Genomic DNA, 25659 nt, shown 5'->3' with positions numbered 1-25659 from the left:
GCAGCAGGGCGGTGGAACCCAGCACCAGGAACAGAGCCAAAGCCAAAGCCAGAATTAGGTAATCGGCGAGCGCATGAGCCGCAGGCTGGATTGGCAGCGTCGAGAGTGTGGCAACAACGAACCGACAATAAATCAAAGGTTTGCCGAGATAGTCGAGAGTTTGAGTCGAGGTCGCCTGGGTCGGACGGAAACCATCCGCGGCGCCGCGCCGTCGTTCACTCCGCCGGGCGCTTGGCGTCCTCGGCCGGCGTTTCGGCGAAATGCTCCGATCGGCGCGAGATCCTCGCGTAGAAGCCGACCAGTCCCGGCGCCAGGGCGGCAGACTTCAGCTTTGCCGCATTGATGATGCTGCGGCTCGAGGTTGCGCGCGTTCGCAGGACCGTGACGAGCCGCTCATGCAGGCGCCGCAATTCCGCGAAGGCGGGCGAGGCGGCAAGGCTTTCGTCTCCGGCGACCGCGAAGAGCCGGGTGCGTGTCGTCTTTCCCTTGAGGCCCAGGCTCCCCGCATCCAGCAGCGCGCAGGCCGACAATGCCTCGGCGGTCGCTTCCGACACGAGCACGTCGAAATTGACATCCTTGCAGGCCGCTTCGATGCGGGCGGCAATGTTGACGGTGTCGCCGACCGCCGAATAGTTGAAGCGGGTTTCGGCGCCCATGTTGCCGACGCAGGCAAGCCCGGTATGGATGCCGATGCCGATCCGGACCTCGTGGCCGGCGCCGAAGCCGAAGGCGTCCTCGGCATTCAGCCGGGCCAGGGTCTCGCGCATGCCGAGAGCGGCGCGCAGCGCCTTTTGCGGATGGTCGACGACATCGACCGGGGCGTTCCAGAAGGCCATGATGGAATCGCCGATGAACTTGTCGAGCGTGCCTTCATTGGCGAGCACATGGCGGCTGAGCGCATCGAGCAGCGTGTTGAGGAAGGTGACGACCTCGGTCGGCGTCATGCGTTCGCTCATCTCGGTGAAGCTGCGCACGTCGACGAACATCACCGTCAGTTCGCGGTCATCGCCGCCGAGGCTCAGCGCGTTGCGTGTGTGCTCGATGCGATAGAGCAGCGACGGCGACAGATAGCGCCCGAAGGCCTGGCGGACCTCGCGCCGCTCGCGATCCGTCACCAGGAAGCGATAGGCGGTGGCGGAAAAATGGGTGATCGAGGCGGCGAGGATCGGCGCCAGCGGATCGAAGAGCAGCCCGCCATAATAGAAGGCCAGCCAGGAAGCCGCGAGCGCCAGCGCCGTGACCGCAAGGCCGCAGACGAGCGCCACCACGGGGCTGACGAAGGTGGTGAGCAGCACGAGCAACGTCCCGGCCAGCGCGATCGAGAGGATTTCGAGCCCGTCGGCCCAATCGGGCCGCGAGAGATAACGGCCGGAAAGGATCTGCTCGACGATCTGGGCGTGGATGGAGACGCCGGGCACGTTCTGGCCCAGCGCCGTGGTACGCACGTCCTGCAGCCCGGCAGCCGAGGTGCCGATGAAGACGATGCTGCCTTCGATCGCCGCGCGAACGTCCGGCGACGACGCGTCGTCCGTGAGGACCCTCCGGGCGGAGATGTAGCGCTCTGTCGTATCCGGCGTGACGTAGAGCCAGAGTTCGCCGGTCGAGGTGAGCGGCACGACGAAATCGCCGATCTTGACGGCGGTAAGGGTGTTGGCGACGTTGGGCGCTCCTGCGAGCACATAGGTCGAGGCGCCCTGCGCCACCCGCAGCGCTTCCAGGGCGAGGCTCGGATAGAATTGCTGCCCGTCGCTCAGGAACAGCGGCGCAGCGCGAACCACCGCGGAGGAGGAGCCGGGATTGAGGCTGATATGGCCGAGGCCGGCAGCGTTGGCTTCGAGCTGAGGCCTCAGCGGTGTGGCGGCATGCAGGCGCGGCGGCGCCTCGGCGGCACTTTCGCCGGTGAAGGCGAAACCGGCCTTGACCGGCGGCAGGTAGCTGCCCTCGTTGGTGAGGCCGAAGCCGAGCACGATCGGCTTGTCGAGGATCGCCTGGGCAAAGATCTCGTCATTGTCGGGCAGGGTCGCGACGAAGGATGGATCGACGCCGCCGACGTCCCGCACGACGGTGCGCGGCGACAGCCGGTCCGGCTCGGCGAAGAGCACGTCGAAGGCGATTGCCGCAGCACCCATCCCGGTCAACCGGTCCGTCAGCTTGGCAAGCCGGTCGCGCGGCCAGGGCCATTGGCCGAATTCGCGCAGCGAGGCCTCGTCGATGTCGATCACCTTGACGGGCATCGCTTCGAAGCTGCGCGGCGCGATGCGCTGGTATTCGTCAAAGGTGACGTCGCGCGCCTGGCGAAGAAGCTGCGGATCGTGGGCACGCAGGACCGTGAAGACTGCCACCACCGCAAGGCCGATGAGAACGCCGAACAGCTGGGCTCGTGTCATGGCGGCCTACGGGACGATCGGCAGGCCCGCCTTGACGAGCCCATCGTTGAAATGTGCGTGGTCGGCGGGATCGGCATAAGCGGTGAAGAAACGCCAATAGCGCGGAATGTCGCTCGGCGCGTTGGCAATCACTTCCGGGAAGAGTTTGCGAGCCTCCTCGATGCGGCCCAGTTGGCCGAGGCAGGTGATCACCACGACCAGGCTGAAATAGGTGCGGCGCAGCAGTAGCGCCCGTTCGGCGTGGTGCAGCGCTTCGTCATAGTTGCCGAGATGGTAGTGGGCGATCGCGATGCGGCTGAAAAAGAGATAGGTCAGTGGGTCGTGGGGGCTGAGCCTGAGCGCCGTATGCAACGGCCCGAGCGCCTCTGTGAAGCGGCCGACATAGATGCGTGCCCAGCCGAGCGCCATATGGGCGAGGGCAAAATTGGGGTTGAGATCGATCGCCTGTTGCGCTTCCGCGACCGCGGCATGCGGCCGCTGGGCGGCGAAGTTGGCGAGGCACATGACATAGTGGCAATAGGGATCGTGATCTTCCAGCACGACTGCACGCGCAGCTTCAGCCTGCATCTCGGCGCTGTCGCGGTCGATATCGTCGCTGAAGCCGAAATAGCAACGCGCAAAAAGCGAGCGGGCGAGCATCATGTGGGCCCGGCCGAAATCGGGATCCAGGGCGATCGCGCGCCGCTGCCACTCGACGGCCTCGTTGAAGTGCGCGGCGGAGTCCTGCGCATTGTGCAGCAACGTGCCGCGCATGTGGCATTCATAGGCGTCGAGATTGTCGCTGCCGCGTAAGAGGGCGCGGCGGTTTTCGCCAATCAGGATCTCCGGCTCGATCGCCGCGACGACATGTTGGGTGATCTCGTCCTGGATGGCGAAGAGGTCGGCGAATTCGCGCTCGTAACGCTGTGCCCAGAGATGGATGCCGGTTTCGGCCTCGATCAACTGTCCGGTGACGCGGACGCGCGAGCCTGCACGGCGCACGCTGCCTTCGACGATGTAGCGCACGCCGAGATCGCGGCCGATCTGTTTGACGTCGACGGCGCGACCCTTGTAGGCGAAGGAGGAATTGCGGGCGATGACGAAGAACCAGCGGTAGAGCGAAAGCGCCGTGATGATGTCCTCGGTCAGACCGTCGGCGAAGAAGTCCTGTTCGGGATCGCCGGACATGTTGACGAAGGGCAGCACCGCGATCGATGGCTTGTCGGGCAGGGCAAGCGGCATGCCGGACAGATCCGGTTTCATGGGATCCTCGTGCCAGTCGACGCGGTGCACCAGCACCGGGCGCGGTATGTTCTTCAGCGCGCGATCGCCAAGCCGGTGTACGGGAAATTCCAGTTTGCCGACGATCTGCTCGTGCAGCGCACCGGAGATGCAGATGTCGGTCGGCTGCGCGACCTGCTGCAGCCGCGCCGCCACGTTGACGCCGTCGCCGAGCAGGTTGCCGCCGTCAACCACAACGTCGCCAAGATTGAGGCCAATGCGGAACTGCATGCGCCGTTCAGGCGCGAGATCGGCGTTTCGCCGCTCCAGATTGCGCTGGATCGCTACTGCCGCTCGGACCGCTTGCACGGCGCTCTGGAACTCGGCGACCAGGCTGTCGCCGGCCGCGCCGAAGATGCGACCCCCATGCTCGTTCACGAGGCGCGAGATCGTCGCGCTGTAGGTGGCAAGCGTTGCGAGCGCGCCTTCCTCGTCGGCCGCGACAAGGCGACTGTAACCAGCGACATCGGCAGCAAGGATTACGGCGAGCTTCCGTTCCAAGAGGGCAGCCCCTCCCGCGGCATCTTGTCAGAAGAAAGATGAGCGTAACTTAAATTAGAAAAGCCGAGAAGTATAAATCACCCCGATTTGTGTCCATTGCTGGGCCGGAGGCGCAAAAAGCAACCCATGGGGCTTCTACGGCAGATTGTGTCCGGCGGAGCCTATGGGCGTGGAGATTGTGCAAGTTTCGCATTTCAGCAACCGTGACGGCTACCTTTCGGCAGCGCGGGCGGCCGAAACCGCCCGCGAGGGTGGTGCCACGATCGCCGCGTTGGCCCAGGCGTCCCTGGCCGGCGCCGCCGATCCTATCCGCAGCGGAGCGTGACCGCTGTCGAGCCGGCAGCCGCGCTTCAGGCGGCGATCAATGCCAACGCCAACCAGCGATATCACCTTATCCGGCTAATGATTTGCGGAATTTGAGAGCGCCGCAGCGATCCTTGCGCGTCTTTTAGGACGGACTGCGCTATAGCATGCCGGCATCATGACCCTGATTCGACCCACACGTGAAGAAGACGCGGCCCTGCTGCCCGACATAGAGCGATCCTCCGGTGAGGTGTTCCGGACGATCCCCGATCTTGCCTGGATCGCCGACGACGACGTGCAATCGGCCGAGGCGCATCGTGAATTCCTGCGCACCGGGCTTTCGGTCGTGGCGGTCGATGCCGATGACCGGCCGATCGCCTTTCTATGCGCCGGCGTTACCGGAGATGCCATGCATATCTGGCAGCTTGCCGTCACCGCCGAGTGCCAGGGGCAGGGGCTCGGGCGCAGCTTGATGCTGGCTGCGATCGCGCATGCGCGCGTGACTGCGCTCGCCGCGGTGACCCTGACCACGTTCCGCGATCTTCCCTGGAACGAACTCTTCTACCGCAAGCTCGGCTTCGCGACACTGGCCGCAGACGAACTCGATGTCCGGCTCGCGCAGATCCTGGCGAATGAGGCAGCACACGGCTTGCCGCCGGAGCGGCGTTGCGCCATGCGGCTTGCGCTAGGACATGCACCGGCGGTCCGGAAAGCCGGGCACTGAAAAGGCCGGGTTTCGTGGCTTGCGGAGACGCTACCGCCGGACGGCGACGACCTGGCCGCGCGCGAACTGCGAGACCCTGACGCCGCCGGACTGATTGCCGCCGATCAACTGAGCCGTCGACTTCGAAAGCGCGGACAGGACGCCGACGTGGTAGCCGCGGCCGGTTCGCACGACGACGATATCGCCGGCTCGCGCATAGGCGAGCTTGACCGGCGCGCCGAAATGCAGCCACGAGCGGGCAAAACCGAAGCTTTGGGGCGGGTTGCGTCCGGCCTTGCGGGCAATCATGCCCATGAAATGGCCGCACCAGGGGGTCCGTGCCGGGTTGATGCCGAGCGCTGCGCGAAGGGTCTTGTTGTTCTTGATCTCGTGCAGGCCTTTGTATTGCTGCGCCTGGGCAAGCATGCCGGCGCTGGCAAGAGTTGGTGGAAGGAGCGCGACATAGGCAGCCGCAAGTAACGCCAGGACCTTCATGGTCAGGTCTCCTTGACATGTTGCTGGGTGCGAACGGTCGGGGCGGCCTGGCGAACGCCGGCATGGCACCCGGTTGCTCAACTGTTTCCAATGTTCCCTTGGGAAATTTCGGCGGACATGCGCGTGCCCAGCGTCTGATACGCAGCATCGGCGTGTCGGCGAACCGCGCTCAACGCGGAGCCAACTTCACGGCAACCGCCGTTTCGAAGTGTGGTATTCCCCTGCCTGTCCGTCGGACAGTCGAGCGACATTGCGCATGCGCCAGTACAAAATTGTGGCAAAACCCGTAAAAATATGGGGCGATGGTTGCTATTTGCCGGAAAAAGTGCCGTTTCGCTGTCGATTCGCCACTCTGGCCAGCCGAAAGATGTCATTTCGGCAGTCTCTACGACATGTTGCCTTTGGCCGAAACCGATCGAAGGGCATGCGGCAGTTCAAGGTGTTGAAGCGATCTTTGCGCGTCCAACAAGACGCGCGGCGGCGCAGGGCATCGCGTGCCGGCGTAAGGCTTCGGGGACTTGCATCCGCACGGGACGACGGCGCATGTTCGGCCCATGATTCGCAAGCCGAGGTTCTCGATGTCCTTCACCCTGTCTCCGGCCTATCTCTGGCCAGTCCTTCTGCTCCTGCTTTCCAACGTCTTCATGACCTTTGCCTGGTACGGGCATCTGAAATACACGTCGTCACCGCTCTACATGGCGATCGTGGCAAGCTGGGGCATCGCCTTCTTCGAATATTGCCTGGCGGTTCCGGCCAACCGTATCGGCGATCAGGTCTATTCAGCGGCGCAGTTGAAGACGATGCAGGAGGTGATCACGCTCCTGGTCTTCGCCGCCTTTTCGGTGTTCTGGCTGAAAGAGTCGATCGGCTGGAACCATCTCGTCGGTTTCGCCCTGATCGCGGCCGGCGCTTCCTTCATCTTCAAGGGCTGAAGGCGCCAATCATTGCGGCGTCCGAACGGCCGCAAAAGAAAAAGGCAGGGCACGGGGCCCTGCCTTCCACTGCATAGCGGCTGGACCGTTACGGTCCGGTGCTAGACCATCGACGCCACGACCGGCGCCAGATGCGGCCAGACCTCGACGGAGCCGCGATAGATCATGTCGAGCGCGACATAGAGGATGATCGCCAGGCCGACATAGGCGATCCAGTGATAACGGTTGAGCAGCCGGGCAATGAAACCGGCGGCAACGCCCATCATCGCGATCGAAAGTATCAGGCCGACGACGAGGATCGTCGGATGTTCGCGGGCGGCGCCGGCAACGGCGAGCACGTTGTCAAGCGACATCGACACGTCGGCGACGACGATCTGGATGGCCGCCTGCATGAAAGTCTTCTTCGGCGTGTCGCTCGCTTCACCGCTTTCGCCGGCGGCGTTGGCTGCCTGCTGCTCGCGGATTTCGCGCCACATCTTCCAGCAGACCCAGAGAAGCAGGATGCCGCCGGCCAGCAGCAAGCCGATGATCTCGAGGAGTTGCACGGTAACGCTGGCGAGCGCCACGCGCAGCACGGTTGCCGCGATGATGCCGACGAGGATGACCTTCTTGCGCTGCGCCGTCGGCAGCCCGGCCGCAGCAAGGCCGATGACGACGGCGTTGTCGCCGGCGAGAACGAGGTCGATGACGATGACTTGCAGAAGCGCTGCCAGACCGGCAGCGGTAAAGATTTCCATGATGCGACAGTCCCCCGACGTGCCATGATGCGATTGAAATATGCCTAACGGATAAAGCACCGCCTCGCCCTGGGATCAAGGGCTGAGGCGCGCGGCTTGGCGGAAAACCTTCGTAACCACTCAGATCGCCGTCTCAATCGAGCAGGTCGAAGGCTCGATACATCCACAGGAGCTGATAGGCGACGGCGACGACGACGAAAGCGGCATGAAAGCGCCGGTTCGGCGTCCAGGCGGCGGCTATGCAGCAGAGGATATAGGCGGTGTTGCGGGCGGGGTATTCGAGACCGTAGGAGGCAAAATACTGTTTGCCCTTCAGCGCGGTATCGACGAGGTCGACGGCGAAGGCGAGTGCCAGGAAGGCGAAGAACCAGGCCCTTCGCGACATGAAATAGTGTTCGTAGTCGCTGTAGTCATCGAGCGTCGTCGGGAACAGCATCACGCAGAGGAAGAAGAAGACGCAGCAATAGAGGATGACGAACAGGTAGACGCTGACGTCGATCACGGCCAGCGAATGCAGGTGGAACTCCCACCACCAGAAATGCACCAGGAAGACGAACATGAACAGGACCCAGCCGAGGTGGATCCAGTAGACGCGCGTCTTGCCGGGATGCTGTACGAAGAGCGCCAGCCCGCTGAGAAGTCTCGCCAGGCTCAGGCTGACGATCATGCCCATGACGGTGCGGATATGCGGGAAGATTTCCGGGTTGGTCGGAACCGGATCCAAGGCGGCCGCTCCTATTCCTCCGGCGGTACCGGCTTCGGCTTGCCGTGCTCGTCGAGCGCGACCATGACGAAGATCGCGTCGGTCACCTTTTCCATCAGATGCGAGAGATAGCGCTGCGCCCAGGCCTCGACCTTGAGGGTCATGGAGGTGCGGCCGACCTTCACCACATCCGTATAAATGCAGAGCGTGTCGCCGATCTTGACCGGCAGGGCAAAGGCCATTTCCTTGACCGCCGCCGTCACCACGCGGCCGCGGGCGCGTTCCGCGGCGCGAATGCCGCAGGAAAGGTCCATCTGCGCCATCACCCAGCCGCCGAAGATATCGCCGGCCGCATTGGCGTCGGCGGGCATGGCGAGTGTGCGCAAGGTCAGTTCGCCGGTCGGTTTGGTCTGTTCGGTCATGCCGCCTGTCTCCCTGTTGGATGGAAGATGTAACCCGAGCGCACTTCTGGAGGGAAGACCGGTGCCGCACAATTGCCGGCTGCCAGACCGTCCTATTAGACTTTCGCATGGGCTGATTGAGGATTGTCAATTTTAGGGATCGGTTGTTAGGGGCTTTGCAAAGACCTCCCTCTATTCTGCAGGCTCTTGGAGGGCCATCGGTGATGCCGGTGGCGCCAGGATCCGAAGGGGCGGCGCGCGAGCGCCGAAGGGGCAGGGGATTGGCAATGAAGAAATTCAGGATCTCGGCGCGTCTCTACGCGCTGGTGGCGTTTGCGCTTTTGACCATGGCAGCGGCGCTGACCTTTGGTCTGTTCCAGGCGCAGGACAAGCTCGTCGGCGAACGCAAGGCGATGCTTTCGGCAATGAACGAGAACGCGATCGCGGTGTTCGACGCCTATTACAAGCAGGAACAGGCCGGCACGCTTTCCCGCGAAGAGGCGCAGAAGCGCGCGCTCGAGGCGATCAAGGCGATGCGCTACCAGGGCAGCGGCTACTTCTGGATCAACGACATGCATCCGACGATGGTGATGCACCCGATCAAGCCGGAGATGGACGGAACGGATCTTACGGGCAACAAGGACGCCAACGGCAAGCATCTCTTCGTCGAGTTCGTGAAGACGGTGGAAAAGAGCGGCCAGGGTTTCGTCGACTATTATTGGCCGAAGCCGGGCGCCGATGAGCCGGTGCTGAAATACTCGCACGTGGCCGGCTTCAAGCCCTGGGGCTGGGTGGTCGGCACCGGCGTCTATGCCGATGATCTGGCGGCGATGTTCCGCGAGCGGGCGTGGCAGGCCGCCGGCATCCTCGCCGCCGCCGCTCTTGCCATTCTGATGGCGGCACTTGCGATCGTGCGTAGCGTCGTCAAGCCGGTCGAGAAGCTGAAGGCCTCTATGCGGGCGATTGCCGATGAGGACCTTTCGACCGAGGTGCCGGAGACCGACCGTGGCGACGAGATCGGTCAGATGGCCAAGGTGCTGGTGGTGCTGCGCGATTCCGTCCGCGAACGGCTGGAACTGCGCTCGCGCGAAGCCGAGCAGCAGGATCGGCTCGATTCCGAGCGCCGCGGCAACGAGCAGCGCCAGCGGGCAACGGCGGAAGCGCAGGCGGATGCGATGGAGACCGTCGGTGCCGCGCTTGAGCTTCTCGCGAGCGGCGACCTGACCGCCGAGATCGGCCCTATCGCGCCGGAATACGGCAAGCTGAGAGAGGACTTCAACACGGCCGTCGCAGCACTTCGGGATGTCATCAGTTCCATCTCGCACTCGACCGAGATCGTCACGTCCAGCGCCGGCGACATTTCGGAAGCGGCGAACAATCTCTCGCGCCGGACGGAGCAGCAGGCGGCCGCGCTCGAAGAGACCGCTGCAGCCCTGGACGAGATCACCTCGACGGTCCGCCACGCCGCCGAACGGGCGAACGAGGCGCGCGACATGGTCAACGAGACCAAGGCGAGTGCGGCGAAATCCGGCGGCATCGTGCGCAACGCCATCGATGCCATGGGGCGGATCGAGGGGTCGTCCGGCCGGATCGGCCAGATCATCGGCGTGATCGACGAGATCGCCTTCCAGACGAACCTGCTGGCGCTCAATGCCGGCGTCGAGGCGGCGCGGGCCGGCGAGGCGGGCCGTGGCTTTGCCGTTGTCGCGCAGGAAGTGCGCGAGCTGGCGCAGCGCTCCGCGGGAGCTGCCAAGGAGATCAAGGACCTGATCGGCGCGTCGGTGCGCGAGGTCGGGGCCGGGGTCGAACTGGTTCGTTCGACGGGCGAAGCGCTGTCGGAGATCGAAACCCTGGTCAACCGGGTCAACGAGCAGGTGGCTTCGATCGCGACCGCCGCCCGCGAACAGGCGACCGGGTTGCAGGAGGTCAACGTCGCGGTCAACAGCATGGACCAGATGACCCAGCAGAACGCGGCGATGGTCGAGGAGACGACGGCCGCAAGCCAGACGCTGGCTGCCGAGAGCCGGGAACTGAAGTCACTGCTGGCGAAGTTCCGGCTGCGGTCCTCGGCATCGCCTTCGGCCTACGGCCGCGCCGCCTGAGCACGATAGCCGAGCTTTGAGCAAGACCCGCGTGGCATGCCGCGCGGGTTTTGTCTTGATTGCAAGGCGAGGCGGCCTTCCGCCATCCATCCGCACTCCGCGCCGAAGCCTCGAACGAAAGCGCATCGACTGCGCCGTTGGACCAGCGAGGCTGGGTCCTCAGTGCAGGCCCGCGGATGACGAAAGAGACGCGCGCCGTGGCGCCCAACTGGGTTTGGCCCCAGGAACATGGCGGGGCCGGCATGCGTTCGATTGCCGTGCAAAGCGGGATGCTCAGCCTTGACCTTACGATAGCCGCGGATAGATACGCGAAATGCGCGAGGTGTTTGACGGGGCGTCGCTCCGGTTGCCGACCGCTTCTTTAGAGGGGATATCCATGGCACTTCTCAAACGTCTTCTGACGCGCCCGGTCGCCGCGCTGATGCTGGCGCTCGGGGTTCTCTCCGCCTGTACCGTCGTCGTCGACGAGCCGCGCCCGGGCCCGCGGCCGATCCGTCCGCAGGTTTGCACGATGGAATACGCGCCGGTTTGCGGTGAGCGCGGCAATCGCCTGCGTAGCTTCCCGAACGCCTGCCAGGCCCGCGCCGACGGCTTCAACGTCGTCCATCGCGGCGAGTGCCGCCCTGACAACCGTCCGCCGGCGCGGCCGCCGCAGGCCTGCACCATGGAGTACATGCCGGTCTGCGGCCAGCGCGGCCGCAACACGCGGACCTTCCCCAATGCCTGCCAGGCGCGTTCTGAGGGCTTCCAGGTGATCGGCCGCGGCGAATGCCGTCGCGGCGACGATCGCCCGTCGGAAGGGCAGTTCTGCACCCGCGAATTCGCCCCGGTCTGCGGCCAGCGCGGCGGTCGCATGGAAACCTTCCCGAATGCCTGCGAGGCCGGCGGTGCGGGCTTCCGGGTGGTGCATCGCGGTGAATGCCGCTGACATCCCGGGGATAGATTGCTGAAAACTCGAAGCCCGCGTCTGACGAAGACGCGGGCTTCTTGTTGTCTGCCGTCGGCCGGAGCGGAGCGCCTTACACCCTCGTTTACGGGTGTCGGCCGCAAGGCTTCGTTTACCGTATTTGAATAAAATGCTTCCGAAATCAGGTCTTTCGGCTGATGTGCCCGGTTTGCGACACAGGCGAAAGCCAGCAATTCGAAGTGCTGCAGCGAGCATTGCGTGCCGGTTGGCGCGCCGCTGCAGGGGCGGCGGGGTGATGATGGCGGTCTTTCTTGATCGCCCTAAGGAAGGCGCAGTTCGGTATGGCGTATGTTACTCGTCTCCATCGCCCGCTGACGGCACTCGTTCTGTCGCTATCGCTCGTCGCCTGTTCGACCGACGACGCGCTTTCGCCACCCGGCCGCATCGATGGCGGCTCGCGGGTCGGTTCGATCGGCCCGGTCCCGGTCGATGCAGTGCCGCAAGAAGAGGTCGCCGCCTATCCTGCCGCAGCATCCGCTTCGACCGGCAACGGCAATCCCGGCTATGTTGCTCCCGCACGGGCGGCGCCTCAGAAAACGCGGGGCACGCTGCCGATGATCGATAGCGACGAAGCGGTTTCCTCCGGCGCCCAGCCGGCGAATGCGGGCTCGACGGCCATTCCCGATGAAGGTGTCAACATGGATGCCATGCTCGGTGTCGAGCAACCGGTCGTCGGCCTGGCGGAAGAGCAGAGCAATGAGATCGCCGAGGGCAATGCCAGCCAGCCGGTGGTCGGCGGTATCGGCGAGGAGAACGTACGCCAGCTCGGCGGAGCGTCCGGAGCCGCACCTCCGGCCGAAGCCAACCTCGGCTACGATCCGGACCTGCCGCCGCTCTCACCCGAGAGGGTCGCCGCGGAAGAGGCACAACGCGCAAGGGCGATGGAAGAGCAGCGCGCCATGCAGCGAGCCCAGGAGCCGCAGCAGGTCGCCTTCCTGCCGCGTGTGCGCAATCCGATGTCGGCGCCGGATTACACAGGCGAAATGCCGGCCTCGGAGATCGCCTGCCGCCAGCGCCTGAAGAAGCTCGGCGTCGTCTTCCGCGACATTCCGCGCATCAGCGACGGACCGTCCTGCGGTATCGACTATCCGATCGAGCTCAGCGGTCTCTCGGGCAATATCGGCGTGAAGCCGGCGGTCAAGCTCAATTGCGAGGTGACGGAAGCCTTCGCCAAGTGGGTGAAATACGAACTCGCGCCATCGTCCCGCTATCGCTATTGGTCGGGCGTCAAGACCATCAAGCCGCTCGGCGGTTATTCCTGCCGCACGATGAATTCGCGCCGCGGCAACCCGATGTCCGAACACGCGCGCGGCAACGCCATCGACGTTGGCAAGTTCGTCTTGAAGAACGGCAAGGAGATCGATGTCCGCAAGAAGGGCTTCTTCGCCTTCCGCGAACGCGGGCTCCTGAAGGCCGTGCGCTCCGATAGCTGCAAATATTTCAACACCGTGCTCGGCCCGGGCAGCGACCCGTTCCACAAGGACCATTTCCACTTCGATCTCAGGACGCGCAAGACCGGTTATCGTCACTGCGACTGACGTTGGGAGCCAAGCTGGGAAAAAAGAGGCCGGCGGGGAGGCCGGCCCAACGACCGGAGCAAAAAGGGGGAGGCTCCGGCGTGCAAATCACGAGCGCAAATCAAAGGGCGATATCGCGCCGCGCGAGCAAATTGCTCGAAGAGCATCACCGTTTCGTGACAGGGGAACGGGATAGCCGACGATTCATTTGCAGATATTTCGCCGGATAACGGTCGACGCCTGCGTTCGCGCCGGCGGCGAACCGGCGTCGAAGCACCAGTATCCGGTGTGCGGGCCGTCGACCGCGAGGCGTCATCGCAGGTTCCTGTTTGTGGTCACTATACCACAAGTTTTATGGTTGCCCGAAATCGTCTGGACGGTTGCCCCAAATATGGCGTTTTGCCCTTTGCCGGGGTCGCGTTGTAACGATATGAATTTTCTATATGATTTGACAGTCAATGGACAGGTGCCCGGTACTAGCGATGGTAACGTGCTTTTTGTTTCGTCTGGTTAACCAATAAGTAATACGATATTATACTATTTGATATAACAATCATGGATAGTGGTCCGGCAAACCACAGCAAGCATTGGGGCTCCACTCACTCCTAGGGCAACGACAGGAGGAAGCAATGGGAACTGTTATGCAATTTCCGGGGGTGCGCGCGGATATGGCCGCGCATGCCGCCGAAGTTTCGAAAATCCTGAGAACCCTCGCCAACCGAAATCGACTGTTGATCGTGAGCGCCTTGCTGGAGGGCGAGCACTCGGTGGCGGCGCTCGAAGAAAGCCTGAGCATTCGCCAGCCGACCCTCTCGCAGCAATTGACGGTGCTGCGCGATGCCGGCATTGTCTCGACGCGTCGGCAGGCCAAGCAGGTGTTCTATCGGCTGAGCCACGACAAGGTGGCGCGTCTGGTCGGCGCGCTCTATCAGATCTTTTGTCGGGATGGTTCCAGGACATGAATGAATACGGGAATGCGCTGGCGGGCGGGCTGTTGATCGGCCTTTCGGCAGCGATCCTGATGGTGGCCAATGGCCGTGTGGCCGGGATAAGCGGTATCGCCGGACGCCTGCTGCAGGGGGTGCAGGCCCCCATCGGCGCATTGTTCGTGCTGGGACTGATGGCGGGACCGCCGCTCTTTCGTCTCGTCTTCGGCGCCTGGCCCGAGGTGACGGTCACGTCGTCCTGGCCGCTTCTGCTGGCTGGCGGGCTGTTGGTCGGCTTCGGGTCCCGCATGGGCTCCGGCTGCACGAGCGGCCACGGCGTCGTCGGCCTTGCAAGGCTGTCGCGACGCTCGATCGCTGCGGTTGCCACTTTCATGGCCGCGGCGATCGTCACGGTCTTCGTCATGGGTTTGCTTGGATGAACGGCGTTTTCTTCCGTCTCGCGACGACGCTCGTCTCCGGCCTCGTTTTCGGTTTCGGCCTTTCGCTGTCCGGCATGCTCGATCCCGCGCGCGTGCGGGCGTTCCTGGATATTGCCGGCAATTGGAACCCGAGCCTCGCCTTCGTGCTCGGCGGCGCCGTTTCGGTTTCCGCGCTCGGTGTCCTGCTGACGCGCCGGCTCAAGCGGCCCTTGTTCGATGAAACCTTCCATTTGCCGGACAATCAGATCATCGACAGGCGACTGATTGTCGGCTCGGCAATCTTCGGCATCGGCTGGGGGCTGGTGGGGCTGTGCCCGGGCCCGGCGCTTGCCTCGCTGTCGCTCGGTCTGCCGGCGACGATCCTTTTCGTGGCGGCGATGGTTGCCGGGATGCTCATCCATGACCGGCTGGTGGCGCGCAGACCGTCTCGAATGAGCGGCGGCGCCGGGGCGGAGACCCGCCTGTCACAGCCGCATTGACAAAGCGTCACCTTGTTTTTTCCATAGGGCAGGCTGCAAATCGCGATCAATTGCCCCATATAGGCGAAACCTGCCGACTTCGCCTCCCGCATCCGGATAAGCTTTCATGGCGCCCATCGTTTCCGTTTCCAATCTGTCGAAGACCTATGCCTCGGGGTTCCAGGCGCTGAAGGGCGTCAGCCTCGATATCGAGGAGGGCGAGATCCTGGCGCTGCTCGGGCCGAACGGCGCCGGAAAGACGACGCTGATCTCGATCATCTGCGGCATCGTCAATCCGAGCGGCGGAACGGTGACGGTCGGCGGCCATGACGTGGTGAGCGAGTTTCGCAAGACGCGGGCGATGATCGGGCTCGTGCCCCAGGAACTGACCACCGACGCCTTCGAGACGGTGTGGAACACGGTCTCCTTCTCCCGCGGCCTGCACGGCAAGAAGCCGAACCCGGCCCATATCGAGAAGGTGCTGAAGGATCTGTCGCTGTGGGACAAGAAGGACAACATGCTGCGTGAGCTCTCCGGCGGCATGAAGCGGCGCGTGCTGATTGCCAAGGCGCTGTCGCACGAACCGCGCGTGCTCTTCCTCGACGAGCCGACGGCCGGCGTCGACGTCAACCTGCGCAAGAGCATGTGGGACGTGGTCGAGCGGCTGCGCGCCTCCGGCGTCACCATCATCCTGACGACGCATTACATCGAAGAGGCGGAGGAAATCGCCGACCGCATCGGCGTCATCAACGGCGGCAAGATCCTGCTGGTCGAAGACAAGGTGGCGCTGATGTCGCAGCTCGGGCGCAAGCAGTTGCGGGTCGATCTCGCCAATCCGCTGGATGACGTTCCCGAAACGCTGTCGAGCTACAACCTGACGCTCGAGGGCGATGGGCACTGTCTGATCTACGATTACGACACGAGCGCCGAACGCACCGGCATCACCGCGCTGCTGGCGGCCTTGGCCGAGGCCGGGATCCGGCTCAAGGACATTTCCACGCGGCAGAGCTCGCTGGAAGACATCTTCGTCGAAATCGTGAGGACAGGGCGATGAACATCGAAGCGATCAAGTCGATCTATTTCTTCGAGATGGCCCGCACCCGGCGCACGCTGCTGCAGAGCGTGGTGTCGCCGGTCATCTCCACTTCGCTCTATTTCATCGTCTTCGGCGCGGCGATCGGCGGGCGCATCCAGCAGATCGACGGCGTTTCCTATGGGGCCTTCATCACCCCCGGGCTGATGATGCTGACGCTGTTGACGCAGTGCATCGGCAACGGCTCCTTCGGCATCTATTTCCCGAAATTCACCGGCACGATCTATGAGGTCCTGTCCTCGCCGGTCTCGATGGTCGAGATCGTGCTCGGCTATGTCGGTGCGGCAGCGACCAAGGGGATGATGATCGGGACGATCATCCTGCTAACGGCTTCGCTGTTCGTCGACCTGACGATCGCCCATCCGTTCGTGATGATTTTCTTCTTCGTGCTGACGGCGATTTCCTTCAGCCTGTTCGGCTTCATCATCGGCATCTGGGCCAAGGACTTCGAGCAGTTGAACCTGATCCCGATGCTGGTGATCCCGCCGCTCGTCTTCCTTGGCGGCAGCTTCTATTCGGTCAAGATGCTGCCGCCCTTCTGGCAGGCGGTCAGTCACTTCAACCCGGTGCTCTATCTGATCAGCGGCTTCCGCTGGAGCTTCTTCGAAGTTTCCGACGTCAACCCGATCTTCAGCGCCGCGATCATCCTCGTCTTCCTGACGGCCTGCATGTCGATCCTCGCCTGGATCTTCCGCACCGGCTACCGGCTCAGAAACTGACGGCCATCCGCTGTCAGAGTGCCGGCAGCGGCACGGCTCCACTCGCATAGGCGATGATGACGCTGGCAACGGCCATCGCAAGCAGCGCCTGAAGGATCGTCACGACGACTTGGAGAAGCGACCGCATCGCGGAAAGCCCGAGGTCCGCCATGAACCAGCGTGTCTCGGCGACGACATACCAGCCGATCGAGACCACCACGAAGACGGCGCCGACGGGCGTGAAGGCGTTGTGCCCGGCCATCAGCAACTGGCCGCCGAGGCTGATCGCGAAAGCGAAGGGCGCGGTGACGTAGCACTGGCTGAAGAAGGGCGGGCGCAGCGTGTCGCGCGTCAGCTTGGCGCCCTTGTTGCGCAAGAGCTTCACCGCCATCAGCAAAGGCAGAATGCTGAAGGCGACGGCCCGAAACATCAGCAGGTTGGAGTCGGAGGCAAGCAGCGACGTCGCGGTCCAGGGAGCAGCCTGCCTGACGAGGCCGAGTTCCATTCCGTGTGCCAAGAGCAGTGTGATCAGCAGAAAGAGCGGTGGGCTCAGCGCGTCCGAATATTGCTCCGGCAGATCGTCGCCGAGCTCGACGTCGGCGTAGCGCATCATGGCCTGCGGATGGCGGAGCGTGCGCCACATGGTCAGCGGATAGAAAAGCAGCCAGCAGACGAGCTCGTAGAGAAGCTCTTCGATCGACTTCAGCAGTCGCATGAAATCCATGAGGCGCCCCTCGCATCAGTGGTTTCGTCTCTTGGCCCGACGATCGGCGCCTTTGAACAGTCCTCCGCCGTGCGTTCTGCACCAGCGACGCTCTAGTCGCGCAGGCGCAGCTCGTCGGTGCGCATCTGTAGCATCTCGAGCGTCGACAGGAAGCTCATGCCGAGCAGGCTCTGGTCGAGCCGCCCCTTGGCGGCGACCGTTGCGCCGATGTTGCGACGGGTGATCGGGCCGACGGAGATTTCCTCGAGCATGACGGGTGCTGCCTGCGCTCGGCCATTGGCCGTCAGGACGGTGACGATATAGCTGAGGTTTTCCGGATCGAGGCCGATGCGCTCGGCATCCTCGTAGGTCAGCGCGATGCTGCTGGCGCCCGTATCGACCAGCATGCTGATGTCCTTGCCGTTGACGGTCACGCCGGTCTCGAAGTGCCCGTTCAGCATCTTGTGCAGCACCACTTCCTGCTGGCCCTCGCTGTCGGTGATGACGGTCGCGCGGCCGGGAACGAGGCCGGCGAGCAGGCGATTGCCGAAACCCTGCAGTTCGAAGCGGTAGACATAGGCCGAGACGAGGGCGAGCGTGATGAGGAGCCAAATAGCGACCTGGCGCAGCCCTTCGCCGAAGCGGCGACGGCTTTGCAGAATGCCGGCGCCGATCAGCGTGGCGATGGCGCCCAGCGACACCAATTGGCCGAAATCTTCATTGGCAAGGCCCATGGTGCGGCCCGCATCGTGGTTGACGATCAGCAGAATGAGACCGATGGCCAGGATCGAGAGCAGAATGGCGAGACGGGTCATGCTTGGCCGCGTTCCCTCGCCAGGCGGCTGCGGCGGGTTTCGCGCCGGGGCTTGCGTTCGACCGTCTCGAGCCGGTCGGGCAATGTGGTCATGATCGCCCGGCGTTCGGCGTCGGTGTAGAGCGTCCAGCGGCCGATTTCATCCCGCGTTCGGCCGCAGCCGAAACAGTAGCCGGTCTTGTCATCGATCGAACAGACGAGAATGCAGGGAGATTCCATGGCCTTGCTCTATTTTTCCCTGAATATATCGATGTTTCAGACCGTCAGCGCAAGGGTGCCGAGCACCGCGATTTCGGTGAGTTGCTGCGTCGCGCCGATCGTGTCGCCCGTATGTCCACCGATCTTGCGCGTCGCGACCCGGCCGAACCCTTTGACGGCGACGAAGAGGGCGGCAATCGTCGCGATCAAGCCAAGGGCCGGGACCTTGGCGAAATAGAAAAGCAGCATGGCTGCAATCAGTCCGGAGCCGAGTGCGAAGCGCGCGGCGGCCGGGTCCGGTACCCCGGCGGAAGCCGCAACGCCGCCGCTGCGGGCTGGCGGCAGGCTTGACCAGTGCCAGACCATGGCGGCGCGGCTGAGCGCCGCGACGCCAAGGATCGCCATGCCGGCGCCGAGCGGCGTGAAGAGCGGCAGGATCGAGGCCAGCGCCGAAACGCGCAAGCCAAAGGAGAGAATGAGCGCGACGGCACCATAGGTGCCGACCCGGCTGTCCTTCATGATATCTAGTGCTGCGTCGCGGTCGCGACCGCCGCCAAAGCCGTCGGCCGTATCACCGAGCCCATCCTCATGCAGCGCCCCGGTCAGCAGCGCCTGGAGAGCGATGACGACGAAGGCGGCAAAAAGCGAACCGACCTGCAGCGCGTACATCGCGCTGGCAGCGGCAGCGGAGGGCAGGACGATCACGATGCCGGCAAGGGGAAAGGCGCGCACGGCCCGGTTCAGCCGTCCGTCGTATCCGACGAAATGACGTCCCGGCATGGGAATGCGGCTCAGGAAGCCGATCGAGCGCGCCACGTCGTCACAGAAATCGCCCACAAAGCCCATTGCCCCTCCAAAGATCTACCCCCCAGCCGCATTGCAGATGTCACGGCGGCCCGCAAGTGAGGGCATGACGAGCGCGCCGGATCGCGGTGCGTCGAATCGTCCATCGCGTGACGGATCATGCTCCGGCGACGTGGATTGGCGCAAATGTCGTTGCCCGAAAATTCGACGCCCTCTATGAGGAGCGTAGATTCACGATATGCAAGGATATCCAGCATGAGTGCCAGCGGCCTGCCGTTTGATGATTTCCGCGAATTGCTGCGCAACCTGCCGGGGCCGGATTCGGCAGCGCTGGTTGCGGCACGGGAACGGGACGCACAACTGACGAAACCGCCGGGCGCGCTCGGACGTCTCGAAGAAATCGCCTTCTGGCTCGCCGCCTGGACCGGCAAGGCGCCGGCGGTCAATCGGCCTCTGGTGGCGATCTTCGCCGGAAACCACGGCGTCACCCGTCAGGGCGTGACGCCGTTCCCGTCGTCCGTCACTGCGCAGATGGTCGAAAACTTCGCCGCCGGCGGCGCGGCGATCAACCAGATCTGCGTCAGCCACGACCTCGGCCTCAAGGTCTTCGACCTGGCGCTCGACTATCCGACCGGCGACATTACCGAGGAAGCTGCGCTCTCCGAACGGGATTGTGCTGCGACCATGGCCTTCGGCATGGAGGCGATCGCCGGCGGCACGGATCTGCTCTGCATCGGCGAAATGGGCATCGGCAACACGACGATCGCGGCCGCAATCAATCTCGGCCTCTATGGCGGCACGGCCGAGGAATGGGTCGGTCCGGGTACCGGTTCCGAAGGCGAGGTGCTGAAGCGCAAGATCGCGGCTGTCGAGAAGGCGGTGGCGCTGCATCGCGATCACCTTTCCGATCCGCTGGAGCTGATGCGCCGCCTCGGCGGCCGCGAGATCGCGGCGATGGCGGGTGCCATCCTCGCCGCCCGCGTGCAGAAGGTGCCCGTCATCATCGACGGCTACGTGGCGACTGCGGCCGCGGCGATCTTGAAGGCGGCCAATCCGTCGGCCCTCGACCACTGCCTGATCGGCCATGTCTCGGGCGAACCGGGCCATATCCGCGCGATCGAGAAGCTCGGCAAGACGCCGCTGCTGGCGCTCGGCATGCGGCTCGGCGAGGGCACGGGGGCCGCACTTGCCGCCGGCATCGTCAAGGCAGCGGCTGCCTGCCACAGTGGCATGGCGACCTTCGCGCAGGCTGGCGTCAGCAACAAGGAATAATCGAGATACGGCCGGCTTTCGCAGCAAAGCCGGCCAATTGCTGTCCAAAGCCTGTCGCGGGCGCCATTCCCGCGCATGGCGGGCCTTGATGGTCACGTGCTTCTCGCCTATCCAAAGCGCACATGCAGCCCTAACTATGGTCTGACAGCGCCGCGCGTCTCGTCAGACGCGCGAAGGTCGCTGCAGCACTTTGAAGTGTTGCATGTTTTATCCCTGGATCGGAAAGGATCTACGGATACATGCAGCAGGCCGCCGCAACCGGGAACGCCTTGCATTCGCCTCATTCACGATGTCGAAGCAAGCGCAGTTTCAAGCCCTGTCGAGAAGAAATGGACGCCAAGAACACCACGCACCGCATTGGCCAGACGAGTCCTGTCGAGAAGCAGACCGGCATTCGCCATCTCTTCGCAGCCGCCAGCTATTCGCTGGGTGGCGCGAAACGGCTGATCAGCGAAGCTGCTTTCCGCCATGAGTTGATCGCTTTCGGCATTGCCATGGTTGCCTTCGTCATCGTCGGCGCGACCTTCTTCCAATTCGTGGCGATGGCGATCCTGTTCCTGCTGATGATGGCCTTCGAGGCGATCAACACGGCGATCGAGGAGATCGTCGACCGCGTATCGCCGGAAATCTCGGAAATGGGCAAGAACGCCAAGGATCTCGGTTCTTTCGCCTGCCTCTGCCTGATCATCGCCAATGCCGTCTATGCCGGTTACGTCGTGATCTTCGACGGCTTCATGAACTGAGGCGACACATCCCGCAGCGAAACCTGCGCTTAGTTAGAGCGTCCTTTGTACGTTCGTCTGGACGCACGGCGCTCTAACCGATCTTGATGACGGTATCGGAGATAAACGTCATCGGCGGTATCGCCAGATTCTCCGGGGCGGGACCCTTACGAATGCGGCCGGCCGTGTCGTAGTGTGAGCCGTGGCAGGGGCAGAACCAGCCGCCATAGTCGCCCGACTGGCCGAGCGGGATGCAGCCGAGATGGGTGCAGACGCCGACCATCACGAGCCAGTTCTCTCGGCCCTCTCCGGCCGAACGCGCAAGATCGGTGGCCGGCTGGTCCTTGGGAAGATTGGCGTTACGCGCCACCGGGTCCTTGAGCTCGTCCATCGCGACCGCCTTCGCCGCCTCGATCTCCTTGGGCGTCCGGTTGCGGATGAAGACCGGGCGGCTCCGCCACTTGAGCGTCATCGACGCTCCCTCCTCAAGCGAGGCTACGTCGACCTCTATCGAGGCCATCGCCAATGTCGAGGCGTCAGGGTTCATCTGGTCCAAGAACGGCCACGAAGCGCCCGCCACTCCGACGGCGCCGGCAATACCGGTGGAGAGATAGAGGAATTCACGCCTTGTCGGCTCCCTGGTTTCATCAGTGAATATGTTCATGCCACAGCGCTCCTTCCGTCGCGCCACGCGGTCGAGCGACATGGCCCTGGCGAGGGGCAGAAGGGACGTCCGACCTTCGGCTATCGTGATTGCGATGCAAGCGTGGCGGTATCCGACCTTAATCTTGCAATTTTATCCTTAATTCGCTCCGGAATTAAGGTGTGCCTTGCAGTGGCGCTGACGGCGCCGCGCGCTTTCGGCGGCAAGCATGAATTGCTTCAGCGCATGGGGATCAGGCGAAACTCTTGCGACGGCGGACCGGGGCCGCCACGTCCTCGACCGGCGGCAGGCTTTCAAGCACACGGCGGGCCGGCAGGATGGCGATCGCCTCCGTGCCTTCCCGAAGCTTGGAGCGCAGGATGAATTCGCCATTGTGCTTGGCGAGAATGGCCTGGACGATCGGCAGGCCGAGGCCGGTGCCCTGTTCGGCGCTCTTGATCGCGATCGAGCCCTGGCCGAAGGCCGATAGAACGATCGGGATTTCCTCCTCGGGGATGCCCGGACCATTGTCCTTGATCGACAGATATTGTCCGCCGCCAGCGGTCCAGCCGCACTTGAAGGTGATTTCGCCGCCGGCATTGGTGAACTTCACCGCATTCGACAGCAGATTGAGGATGACCTGCCGCATCGACTTTTCGTCGACCCAGACCGAGGGCATGCCAGCTTCGAACTGCGAGTGGATGGTGATGTTCTTGGCGCGCGCCCTCAACTGCACCATGCCAACGCAGTCCTCGGCAATCTCGACAAGGCTGACTGCGTCCTCGTTCAGATCGTAGCGGCCGGCCTCGATGCGCGACAGGTCGAGGATTTCGTTGATCAGGTTCAGCAGGTGTTCGCCGGAACGATGAATATCGTTGGTGTATTCCTTGTAGGTCGGGTTGCTGAGCGGGCCCAGGACTTCCGTCGACATGACTTCGGAAAAGCCGAGGATGGCGTTCAGCGGCGTGCGCAACTCATGCGACATGGATGCCAGGAAGCGCGACTTGGCGAGGTTCGCTTCCTCCGCCCGGCGCCGCGCTTCATCCGACATCGATTTTGCCACTTCGAGCTCGGCGATCAGATCGTCCTTCTCCGATTGAACCGAGAGAATGTGGACATTGGCGCGGTTCATGCGGTCGGTCATGACCACGAGGAAGAGCAGAGACAGCGAAATGATGCCGGTGAGGCCGATATAGGTCTGATTGCCCGTCGTCAGCGAGACGAAGGCCAATGCGGCGATCACGGGTGTGAACGTGCACAGCAGGGCATTGCGCAACAGGAATGTGCCCATGGCGGTGACGGCGAGCGCGAAGAGCAGTGCAGTGCCGACGAAAAAGCCGAGGCGGACATCGCCGCAGGTCGCGCAATCCTGAGCAACGAGGGCCGCCCAGCAGAGACCCATCAACACCTGGGCGAGCAGCAGGCGCCGGCGCCAGACCGGAACCTTTTCCGCGCTGATGTCCTTCTTGCGGGCCTTCCTTGCCAGCACGAGCGTCACCGCATGCGCCGAAAGGGTCATGACCGCCCAGAGGACGATGCTGAGATTGCCGGAGAGATAGACCCCGACGGCGGCAATCAGGGTGACGAGCACCGGGACGGCAATGGCGCCATGCAGGACGGAACCGATGTAAAGATTGAGCATCTCGCGCTCGAAGCCCGAAGGCGCGGACGAGCCCGCTTGCAGCCGTTCGCGCGTCGCGCGGACCGTCCTCGAAACGGCCTTGTTTCGATGGTTTCGCGACTTGTCGACAATGATCTTATCTGTCGAGGTGCTGGCGGCGATACTCATGCTCTTATGCGAAGGTTATGGTTTCCTTGCAGTCTAGTGAGCAATCCTTAAGAAGTTGCTGCCGGCCGTGAAGGATTCGACAACCATTGTGGCGCGGGGGTGTCTTTCGGCCGAAAGCGAGAGCCGGCGCATGAGATTTCGCCTCCAAGCTTTTGGAATCATGTGTATTCATGATGCGCCCCGAGTGTGTTGGGAACGCGCGTAACGATCGAGGTGCAGGAAACGTGAAATCGAGCCGGACGAGATACCGCTTCACCGGCGGGCGAGGCGGAGGCCCTGTGGGCCGATCGCGACCGGCCGGCCGTGGCGGGATGCGCGTCGGGTGGATCTTTCTTCTGATCCTTTCGATCGGCGCCTACTTCGCCGACAAACTGCCGGTGGCGGAGCGCGCGGCAACTGGCGAGGCGCGTGGTCTCGCCACGGCAAGCGACGGCGACAGCCTTCGCCTTGATGGCAAGCGCATCCGCATCGAGGGGATCGATGCGCCGGAACTGGACCAACGCTGCGAGCGCGACGGCGGGACGTGGGATTGCGGCCGTGAGGCGCGTGATCGCCTGAGAGCGCTGATTTCGGCGGGCGATGTGCGCTGCCGCTTCCATGGACGCGACCGCTACGGTCGCGACCTTGGGACCTGCGAGGCAGGCGGGCGTGATGTCGGCCGGGAGATGGTGCTCTCCGGCTACGCGGTCAGTTACGGGCGCTACCAGGTGGAAGAGGCGCGGGCGGAGAAGGAGCGGCGCGGCCTTTGGGGAGGCGAGTTCACGGCGCCGCAGGAATGGCGCCGGACGAACGGCCATCCGGACGAAGGCCCGCATCTGGTCGACGGGTGGCTGGAGACGATCAGGGGCTGGCTGCTGGAGCGCCTGACCGCATTGTTTGCGAGTATTGGTGATGTCTGAGAACGGTCTCCCGGACCTGGAGCGGCTGCGGGCTGCGATTGCTGCCTGCCGCATCTGTCGCGACAGCCCGATGCGCGGCGATGACGACCGGCTGCCGCATGAGCCGCGACCGGTGGCGGTGATCTCGACGGCCGCGCGCATCCTGATCGCCGGGCAGGCGCCCGGACTTCGCGTGCATGACAGCGGGCTGCCCTTCAACGATGCGTCCGGCGATCGGCTCCGGCAGTGGCTGGGGGTGGACCGCGAGGCCTTCTACGATCCGGGGAAGTTTGCGATCGTGCCCATGGGCTTCTGCTTTCCGGGTTATGACGCCCACGGCAGCGACCTGCCGCCGCGCCGGGAATGCGCGCCGTTGTGGCGGCAGCGGGTGATGGATCTGATGCCGCAGGTCGAGCTGGTGCTGGCGATCGGCCACTATGCGCAGCGCTGGCATATTGGTCCGGACTGTCCGAAATCGATGACCGAGACGGTGAAGGATTGGCGGCGCTACGCGCTGCGCAATAGGGATCCCGCCATTCTGCCGCTGCCGCATCCGAGCTGGCGCAACACCGGCTGGCTGAAGCGCAATCCCTGGTTCGAGGCCGATGTTCTGCCGTTCCTGCGGGAGCGGGTGATTATGCTCACGGCCTGAAACAATTTTCTTTATCTTCACCAATTTCGCGCTATAGAGGGAAAAATAATTCGAGAGGGACTTTCATGGACCGCCTAGACCGCAAAATCCTGCGCCTGCTGCAGGAGGATTCCACGCTGGCCGTTGCCGACCTTGCCAAGAAGGTGGGACTTTCGACCACACCGTGCTGGCGGCGCATCCAGAAGATGGAAGAGGATGGCGTCATCCGCCGTCGCGTCGCCCTTCTCGATCCGGTGAAGATCAACACCAAGGTCACGGTGTTCGTGTCGATCCGCACGAATTCGCACTCGATGGAATGGCTTCGCCGTTTCTCCGAGGTGGTCTCCGAGTTTCCCGAGGTGGTGGAATTCTACCGCATGAGCGGTGACGTCGACTATCTGTTGCGCGTGGTCGTGCCGGATATCGCTGCCTATGATGCATTCTACAAGCGCATGATCGCCAAGATCGAGATCCGTGACGTCTCCTCCGCCTTCGCCATGGAGCAGATCAAGTACACGACCGAGCTTCCGCTCGACTACATGGTGATCGATCAGGCGAAATCCTCCGAGGACTGAGGCGCCT

28 protein-coding genes are annotated in these 25659 nt (G+C 63.6%); 16 read left to right on the top strand and 12 right to left on the bottom strand.

Annotation, left to right across the window (positions count from 1 at the left end; genetic code table 11):
- Positions 1 to 215 precede the first annotated feature (215 nt).
- Together AC1Z3V_RS27605 and AC1Z3V_RS27600 are read right to left on the bottom strand one after the other, a co-directional pair.
- Positions 216 to 2387 (bottom strand): CHASE2 domain-containing protein, encoded by a 2172-nt coding sequence (locus AC1Z3V_RS27605; protein WP_483502887.1) that lies wholly within the window; start codon positions 2385 to 2387, stop codon positions 216 to 218.
- A gap of 6 nt (positions 2388 to 2393) precedes the next feature.
- Positions 2394 to 4148 (bottom strand): adenylate/guanylate cyclase domain-containing protein, encoded by a 1755-nt coding sequence (locus tag AC1Z3V_RS27600; protein WP_483502886.1) that lies wholly within the window; start codon positions 4146 to 4148, stop codon positions 2394 to 2396.
- Positions 4149 to 4317: 169 nt separating this feature from the next.
- Between AC1Z3V_RS27600 and AC1Z3V_RS27595 the strand changes: the two genes are divergently transcribed.
- Positions 4318 to 4473, top strand: a complete 156-nt coding sequence (locus tag AC1Z3V_RS27595) for a hypothetical protein (RefSeq protein WP_429815803.1) — start codon at positions 4318 to 4320, stop codon at positions 4471 to 4473.
- 156 nt (positions 4474 to 4629) lie between these two features.
- Positions 4630 to 5175: a GNAT family N-acetyltransferase gene (locus tag AC1Z3V_RS27590; RefSeq protein WP_429815800.1), complete on the top strand. Its 546-nt coding sequence runs from the start codon at positions 4630 to 4632 to the stop codon at positions 5173 to 5175.
- A gap of 30 nt (positions 5176 to 5205) precedes the next feature.
- Here AC1Z3V_RS27590 and AC1Z3V_RS27585 read toward each other — a convergent pair whose 3' ends face one another.
- Positions 5206 to 5649, bottom strand: coding sequence for a TIGR02594 family protein (locus AC1Z3V_RS27585; RefSeq protein ID WP_483502885.1), 444 nt, complete (start codon positions 5647 to 5649; stop codon positions 5206 to 5208).
- Positions 5650 to 6227: 578 nt separating this feature from the next.
- Here AC1Z3V_RS27585 and AC1Z3V_RS27580 point away from each other — a divergent pair.
- On the top strand, positions 6228 to 6581 hold the full coding sequence (locus AC1Z3V_RS27580; protein ID WP_429815794.1) for a DMT family protein: 354 nt from the start codon (positions 6228 to 6230) through the stop codon (positions 6579 to 6581).
- Between the two features lie 101 nt (positions 6582 to 6682).
- Here AC1Z3V_RS27580 and AC1Z3V_RS27575 read toward each other — a convergent pair whose 3' ends face one another.
- The 3 genes from AC1Z3V_RS27575 to AC1Z3V_RS27565 form a co-directional block, all read right to left on the bottom strand.
- Positions 6683 to 7318, bottom strand: coding sequence for a TerC family protein (locus AC1Z3V_RS27575; protein WP_429815791.1), 636 nt, complete (start codon positions 7316 to 7318; stop codon positions 6683 to 6685).
- Positions 7319 to 7451: 133 nt separating this feature from the next.
- Complete coding sequence (locus AC1Z3V_RS27570) at positions 7452 to 7985, bottom strand: hypothetical protein (protein WP_483504163.1); 534 nt, start codon at positions 7983 to 7985, stop codon at positions 7452 to 7454.
- Between the two features lie 68 nt (positions 7986 to 8053).
- The gene (locus AC1Z3V_RS27565; protein WP_429815789.1) at positions 8054 to 8443 is read right to left on the bottom strand and encodes an acyl-CoA thioesterase; all 390 of its coding nucleotides are present in this window, start codon (positions 8441 to 8443) and stop codon (positions 8054 to 8056) included.
- A 266-nt stretch (positions 8444 to 8709) separates the two neighbouring features.
- Here AC1Z3V_RS27565 and AC1Z3V_RS27560 point away from each other — a divergent pair, with 266 nt between their 5' ends.
- From AC1Z3V_RS27560 to AC1Z3V_RS27525, 8 genes are all read left to right on the top strand, one after another.
- Positions 8710 to 10524, top strand: a complete 1815-nt coding sequence (locus AC1Z3V_RS27560) for a methyl-accepting chemotaxis protein (RefSeq protein WP_483502884.1) — start codon at positions 8710 to 8712, stop codon at positions 10522 to 10524.
- A 376-nt stretch (positions 10525 to 10900) separates the two neighbouring features.
- Positions 10901 to 11452 carry a Kazal-type serine protease inhibitor family protein gene (locus tag AC1Z3V_RS27555; protein WP_483502883.1) on the top strand — a complete coding sequence of 184 codons (552 nt, stop codon included), beginning with the start codon at positions 10901 to 10903 and terminating at the stop codon, positions 11450 to 11452.
- Between the two features lie 320 nt (positions 11453 to 11772).
- Positions 11773 to 13029, top strand: a complete 1257-nt coding sequence (locus AC1Z3V_RS27550) for an extensin-like domain-containing protein (protein ID WP_483502882.1) — start codon at positions 11773 to 11775, stop codon at positions 13027 to 13029.
- 608 nt (positions 13030 to 13637) lie between these two features.
- Entirely contained in the window at positions 13638 to 13970 is a 333-nt protein-coding gene (locus AC1Z3V_RS27545; protein WP_429815780.1) for a metalloregulator ArsR/SmtB family transcription factor, read from the top strand.
- Positions 13967 to 14374 carry a YeeE/YedE family protein gene (locus tag AC1Z3V_RS27540; RefSeq protein ID WP_483502881.1) on the top strand — a complete coding sequence of 136 codons (408 nt, stop codon included), beginning with the start codon at positions 13967 to 13969 and terminating at the stop codon, positions 14372 to 14374. The genes AC1Z3V_RS27545 and AC1Z3V_RS27540 overlap by 4 nt, the downstream gene beginning before the upstream one ends.
- Positions 14371 to 14853 (top strand): DUF6691 family protein, encoded by a 483-nt coding sequence (locus tag AC1Z3V_RS27535; RefSeq protein ID WP_483502880.1) that lies wholly within the window; start codon positions 14371 to 14373, stop codon positions 14851 to 14853. The genes AC1Z3V_RS27540 and AC1Z3V_RS27535 overlap by 4 nt, the downstream gene beginning before the upstream one ends.
- Before the next feature lie 106 nt (positions 14854 to 14959).
- Positions 14960 to 15886: an ABC transporter ATP-binding protein gene (locus AC1Z3V_RS27530; RefSeq protein ID WP_483502879.1), complete on the top strand. Its 927-nt coding sequence runs from the start codon at positions 14960 to 14962 to the stop codon at positions 15884 to 15886.
- The gene (locus tag AC1Z3V_RS27525) at positions 15883 to 16644 is read left to right on the top strand and encodes an ABC transporter permease (RefSeq protein WP_429815770.1); all 762 of its coding nucleotides are present in this window, start codon (positions 15883 to 15885) and stop codon (positions 16642 to 16644) included. The genes AC1Z3V_RS27530 and AC1Z3V_RS27525 overlap by 4 nt, the downstream gene beginning before the upstream one ends.
- 13 nt (positions 16645 to 16657) lie before the next feature.
- Here the strand turns inward: AC1Z3V_RS27525 and AC1Z3V_RS27520 are convergent, their stop codons facing one another.
- The 4 genes from AC1Z3V_RS27520 to AC1Z3V_RS27505 all read right to left on the bottom strand — a co-directional run bounded on the left by AC1Z3V_RS27520 (position 16658) and on the right by AC1Z3V_RS27505 (position 19184).
- On the bottom strand, positions 16658 to 17347 hold the full coding sequence (locus AC1Z3V_RS27520) for a permease (RefSeq protein ID WP_483502878.1): 690 nt from the start codon (positions 17345 to 17347) through the stop codon (positions 16658 to 16660).
- A 92-nt stretch (positions 17348 to 17439) separates the two neighbouring features.
- Positions 17440 to 18141, bottom strand: coding sequence for a retropepsin-like aspartic protease family protein (locus AC1Z3V_RS27515; protein ID WP_429815767.1), 702 nt, complete (start codon positions 18139 to 18141; stop codon positions 17440 to 17442).
- On the bottom strand, positions 18138 to 18359 hold the full coding sequence (locus tag AC1Z3V_RS27510) for a DUF1289 domain-containing protein (RefSeq protein ID WP_429815765.1): 222 nt from the start codon (positions 18357 to 18359) through the stop codon (positions 18138 to 18140). Before AC1Z3V_RS27510 ends, AC1Z3V_RS27515 begins: the two co-directional genes overlap by 4 nt.
- Before the next feature lie 36 nt (positions 18360 to 18395).
- Positions 18396 to 19184 carry an adenosylcobinamide-GDP ribazoletransferase gene (locus AC1Z3V_RS27505; protein ID WP_483502877.1) on the bottom strand — a complete coding sequence of 263 codons (789 nt, stop codon included), beginning with the start codon at positions 19182 to 19184 and terminating at the stop codon, positions 18396 to 18398.
- A 213-nt stretch (positions 19185 to 19397) separates the two neighbouring features.
- Between AC1Z3V_RS27505 and cobT the strand changes: the two genes are divergently transcribed.
- Both cobT and AC1Z3V_RS27495 read left to right on the top strand, forming a co-directional pair.
- Entirely contained in the window at positions 19398 to 20414 is a 1017-nt protein-coding gene (gene cobT, locus AC1Z3V_RS27500; RefSeq protein ID WP_429815761.1) for a nicotinate-nucleotide--dimethylbenzimidazole phosphoribosyltransferase, read from the top strand.
- A gap of 329 nt (positions 20415 to 20743) precedes the next feature.
- Positions 20744 to 21157, top strand: coding sequence for a diacylglycerol kinase (locus AC1Z3V_RS27495; protein ID WP_173516722.1), 414 nt, complete (start codon positions 20744 to 20746; stop codon positions 21155 to 21157).
- A gap of 73 nt (positions 21158 to 21230) precedes the next feature.
- Here AC1Z3V_RS27495 and petA read toward each other — a convergent pair whose 3' ends face one another.
- Positions 21231 to 21800: a ubiquinol-cytochrome c reductase iron-sulfur subunit gene (gene petA / locus AC1Z3V_RS27490; protein ID WP_483502876.1), complete on the bottom strand. Its 570-nt coding sequence runs from the start codon at positions 21798 to 21800 to the stop codon at positions 21231 to 21233.
- Between the two features lie 232 nt (positions 21801 to 22032).
- Complete coding sequence (locus tag AC1Z3V_RS27485) at positions 22033 to 23568, bottom strand: sensor histidine kinase (protein ID WP_483502875.1); 1536 nt, start codon at positions 23566 to 23568, stop codon at positions 22033 to 22035.
- 173 nt (positions 23569 to 23741) lie between these two features.
- On the opposite strand from AC1Z3V_RS27485, the gene AC1Z3V_RS27480 reads away from it, so the two are divergent.
- The 3 genes from AC1Z3V_RS27480 to AC1Z3V_RS27470 all read left to right on the top strand — a co-directional run bounded on the left by AC1Z3V_RS27480 (position 23742) and on the right by AC1Z3V_RS27470 (position 25652).
- On the top strand, positions 23742 to 24467 hold the full coding sequence (locus AC1Z3V_RS27480) for a thermonuclease family protein (protein ID WP_483504162.1): 726 nt from the start codon (positions 23742 to 23744) through the stop codon (positions 24465 to 24467).
- Positions 24460 to 25098: a uracil-DNA glycosylase family protein gene (locus tag AC1Z3V_RS27475; RefSeq protein ID WP_483502873.1), complete on the top strand. Its 639-nt coding sequence runs from the start codon at positions 24460 to 24462 to the stop codon at positions 25096 to 25098. The genes AC1Z3V_RS27480 and AC1Z3V_RS27475 overlap by 8 nt, the downstream gene beginning before the upstream one ends.
- Before the next feature lie 65 nt (positions 25099 to 25163).
- Positions 25164 to 25652: an Lrp/AsnC family transcriptional regulator gene (locus AC1Z3V_RS27470; RefSeq protein ID WP_173516716.1), complete on the top strand. Its 489-nt coding sequence runs from the start codon at positions 25164 to 25166 to the stop codon at positions 25650 to 25652.
- The last annotated feature ends 7 nt before the right edge of the window (positions 25653 to 25659 follow it).

The organism is Ensifer sp. 38_S197 (assembly GCF_056924495.1).
The sequence above is the reverse complement of the archived record's forward strand: the minus strand, read 5'-3'. Positions and strand labels throughout refer to the sequence as shown.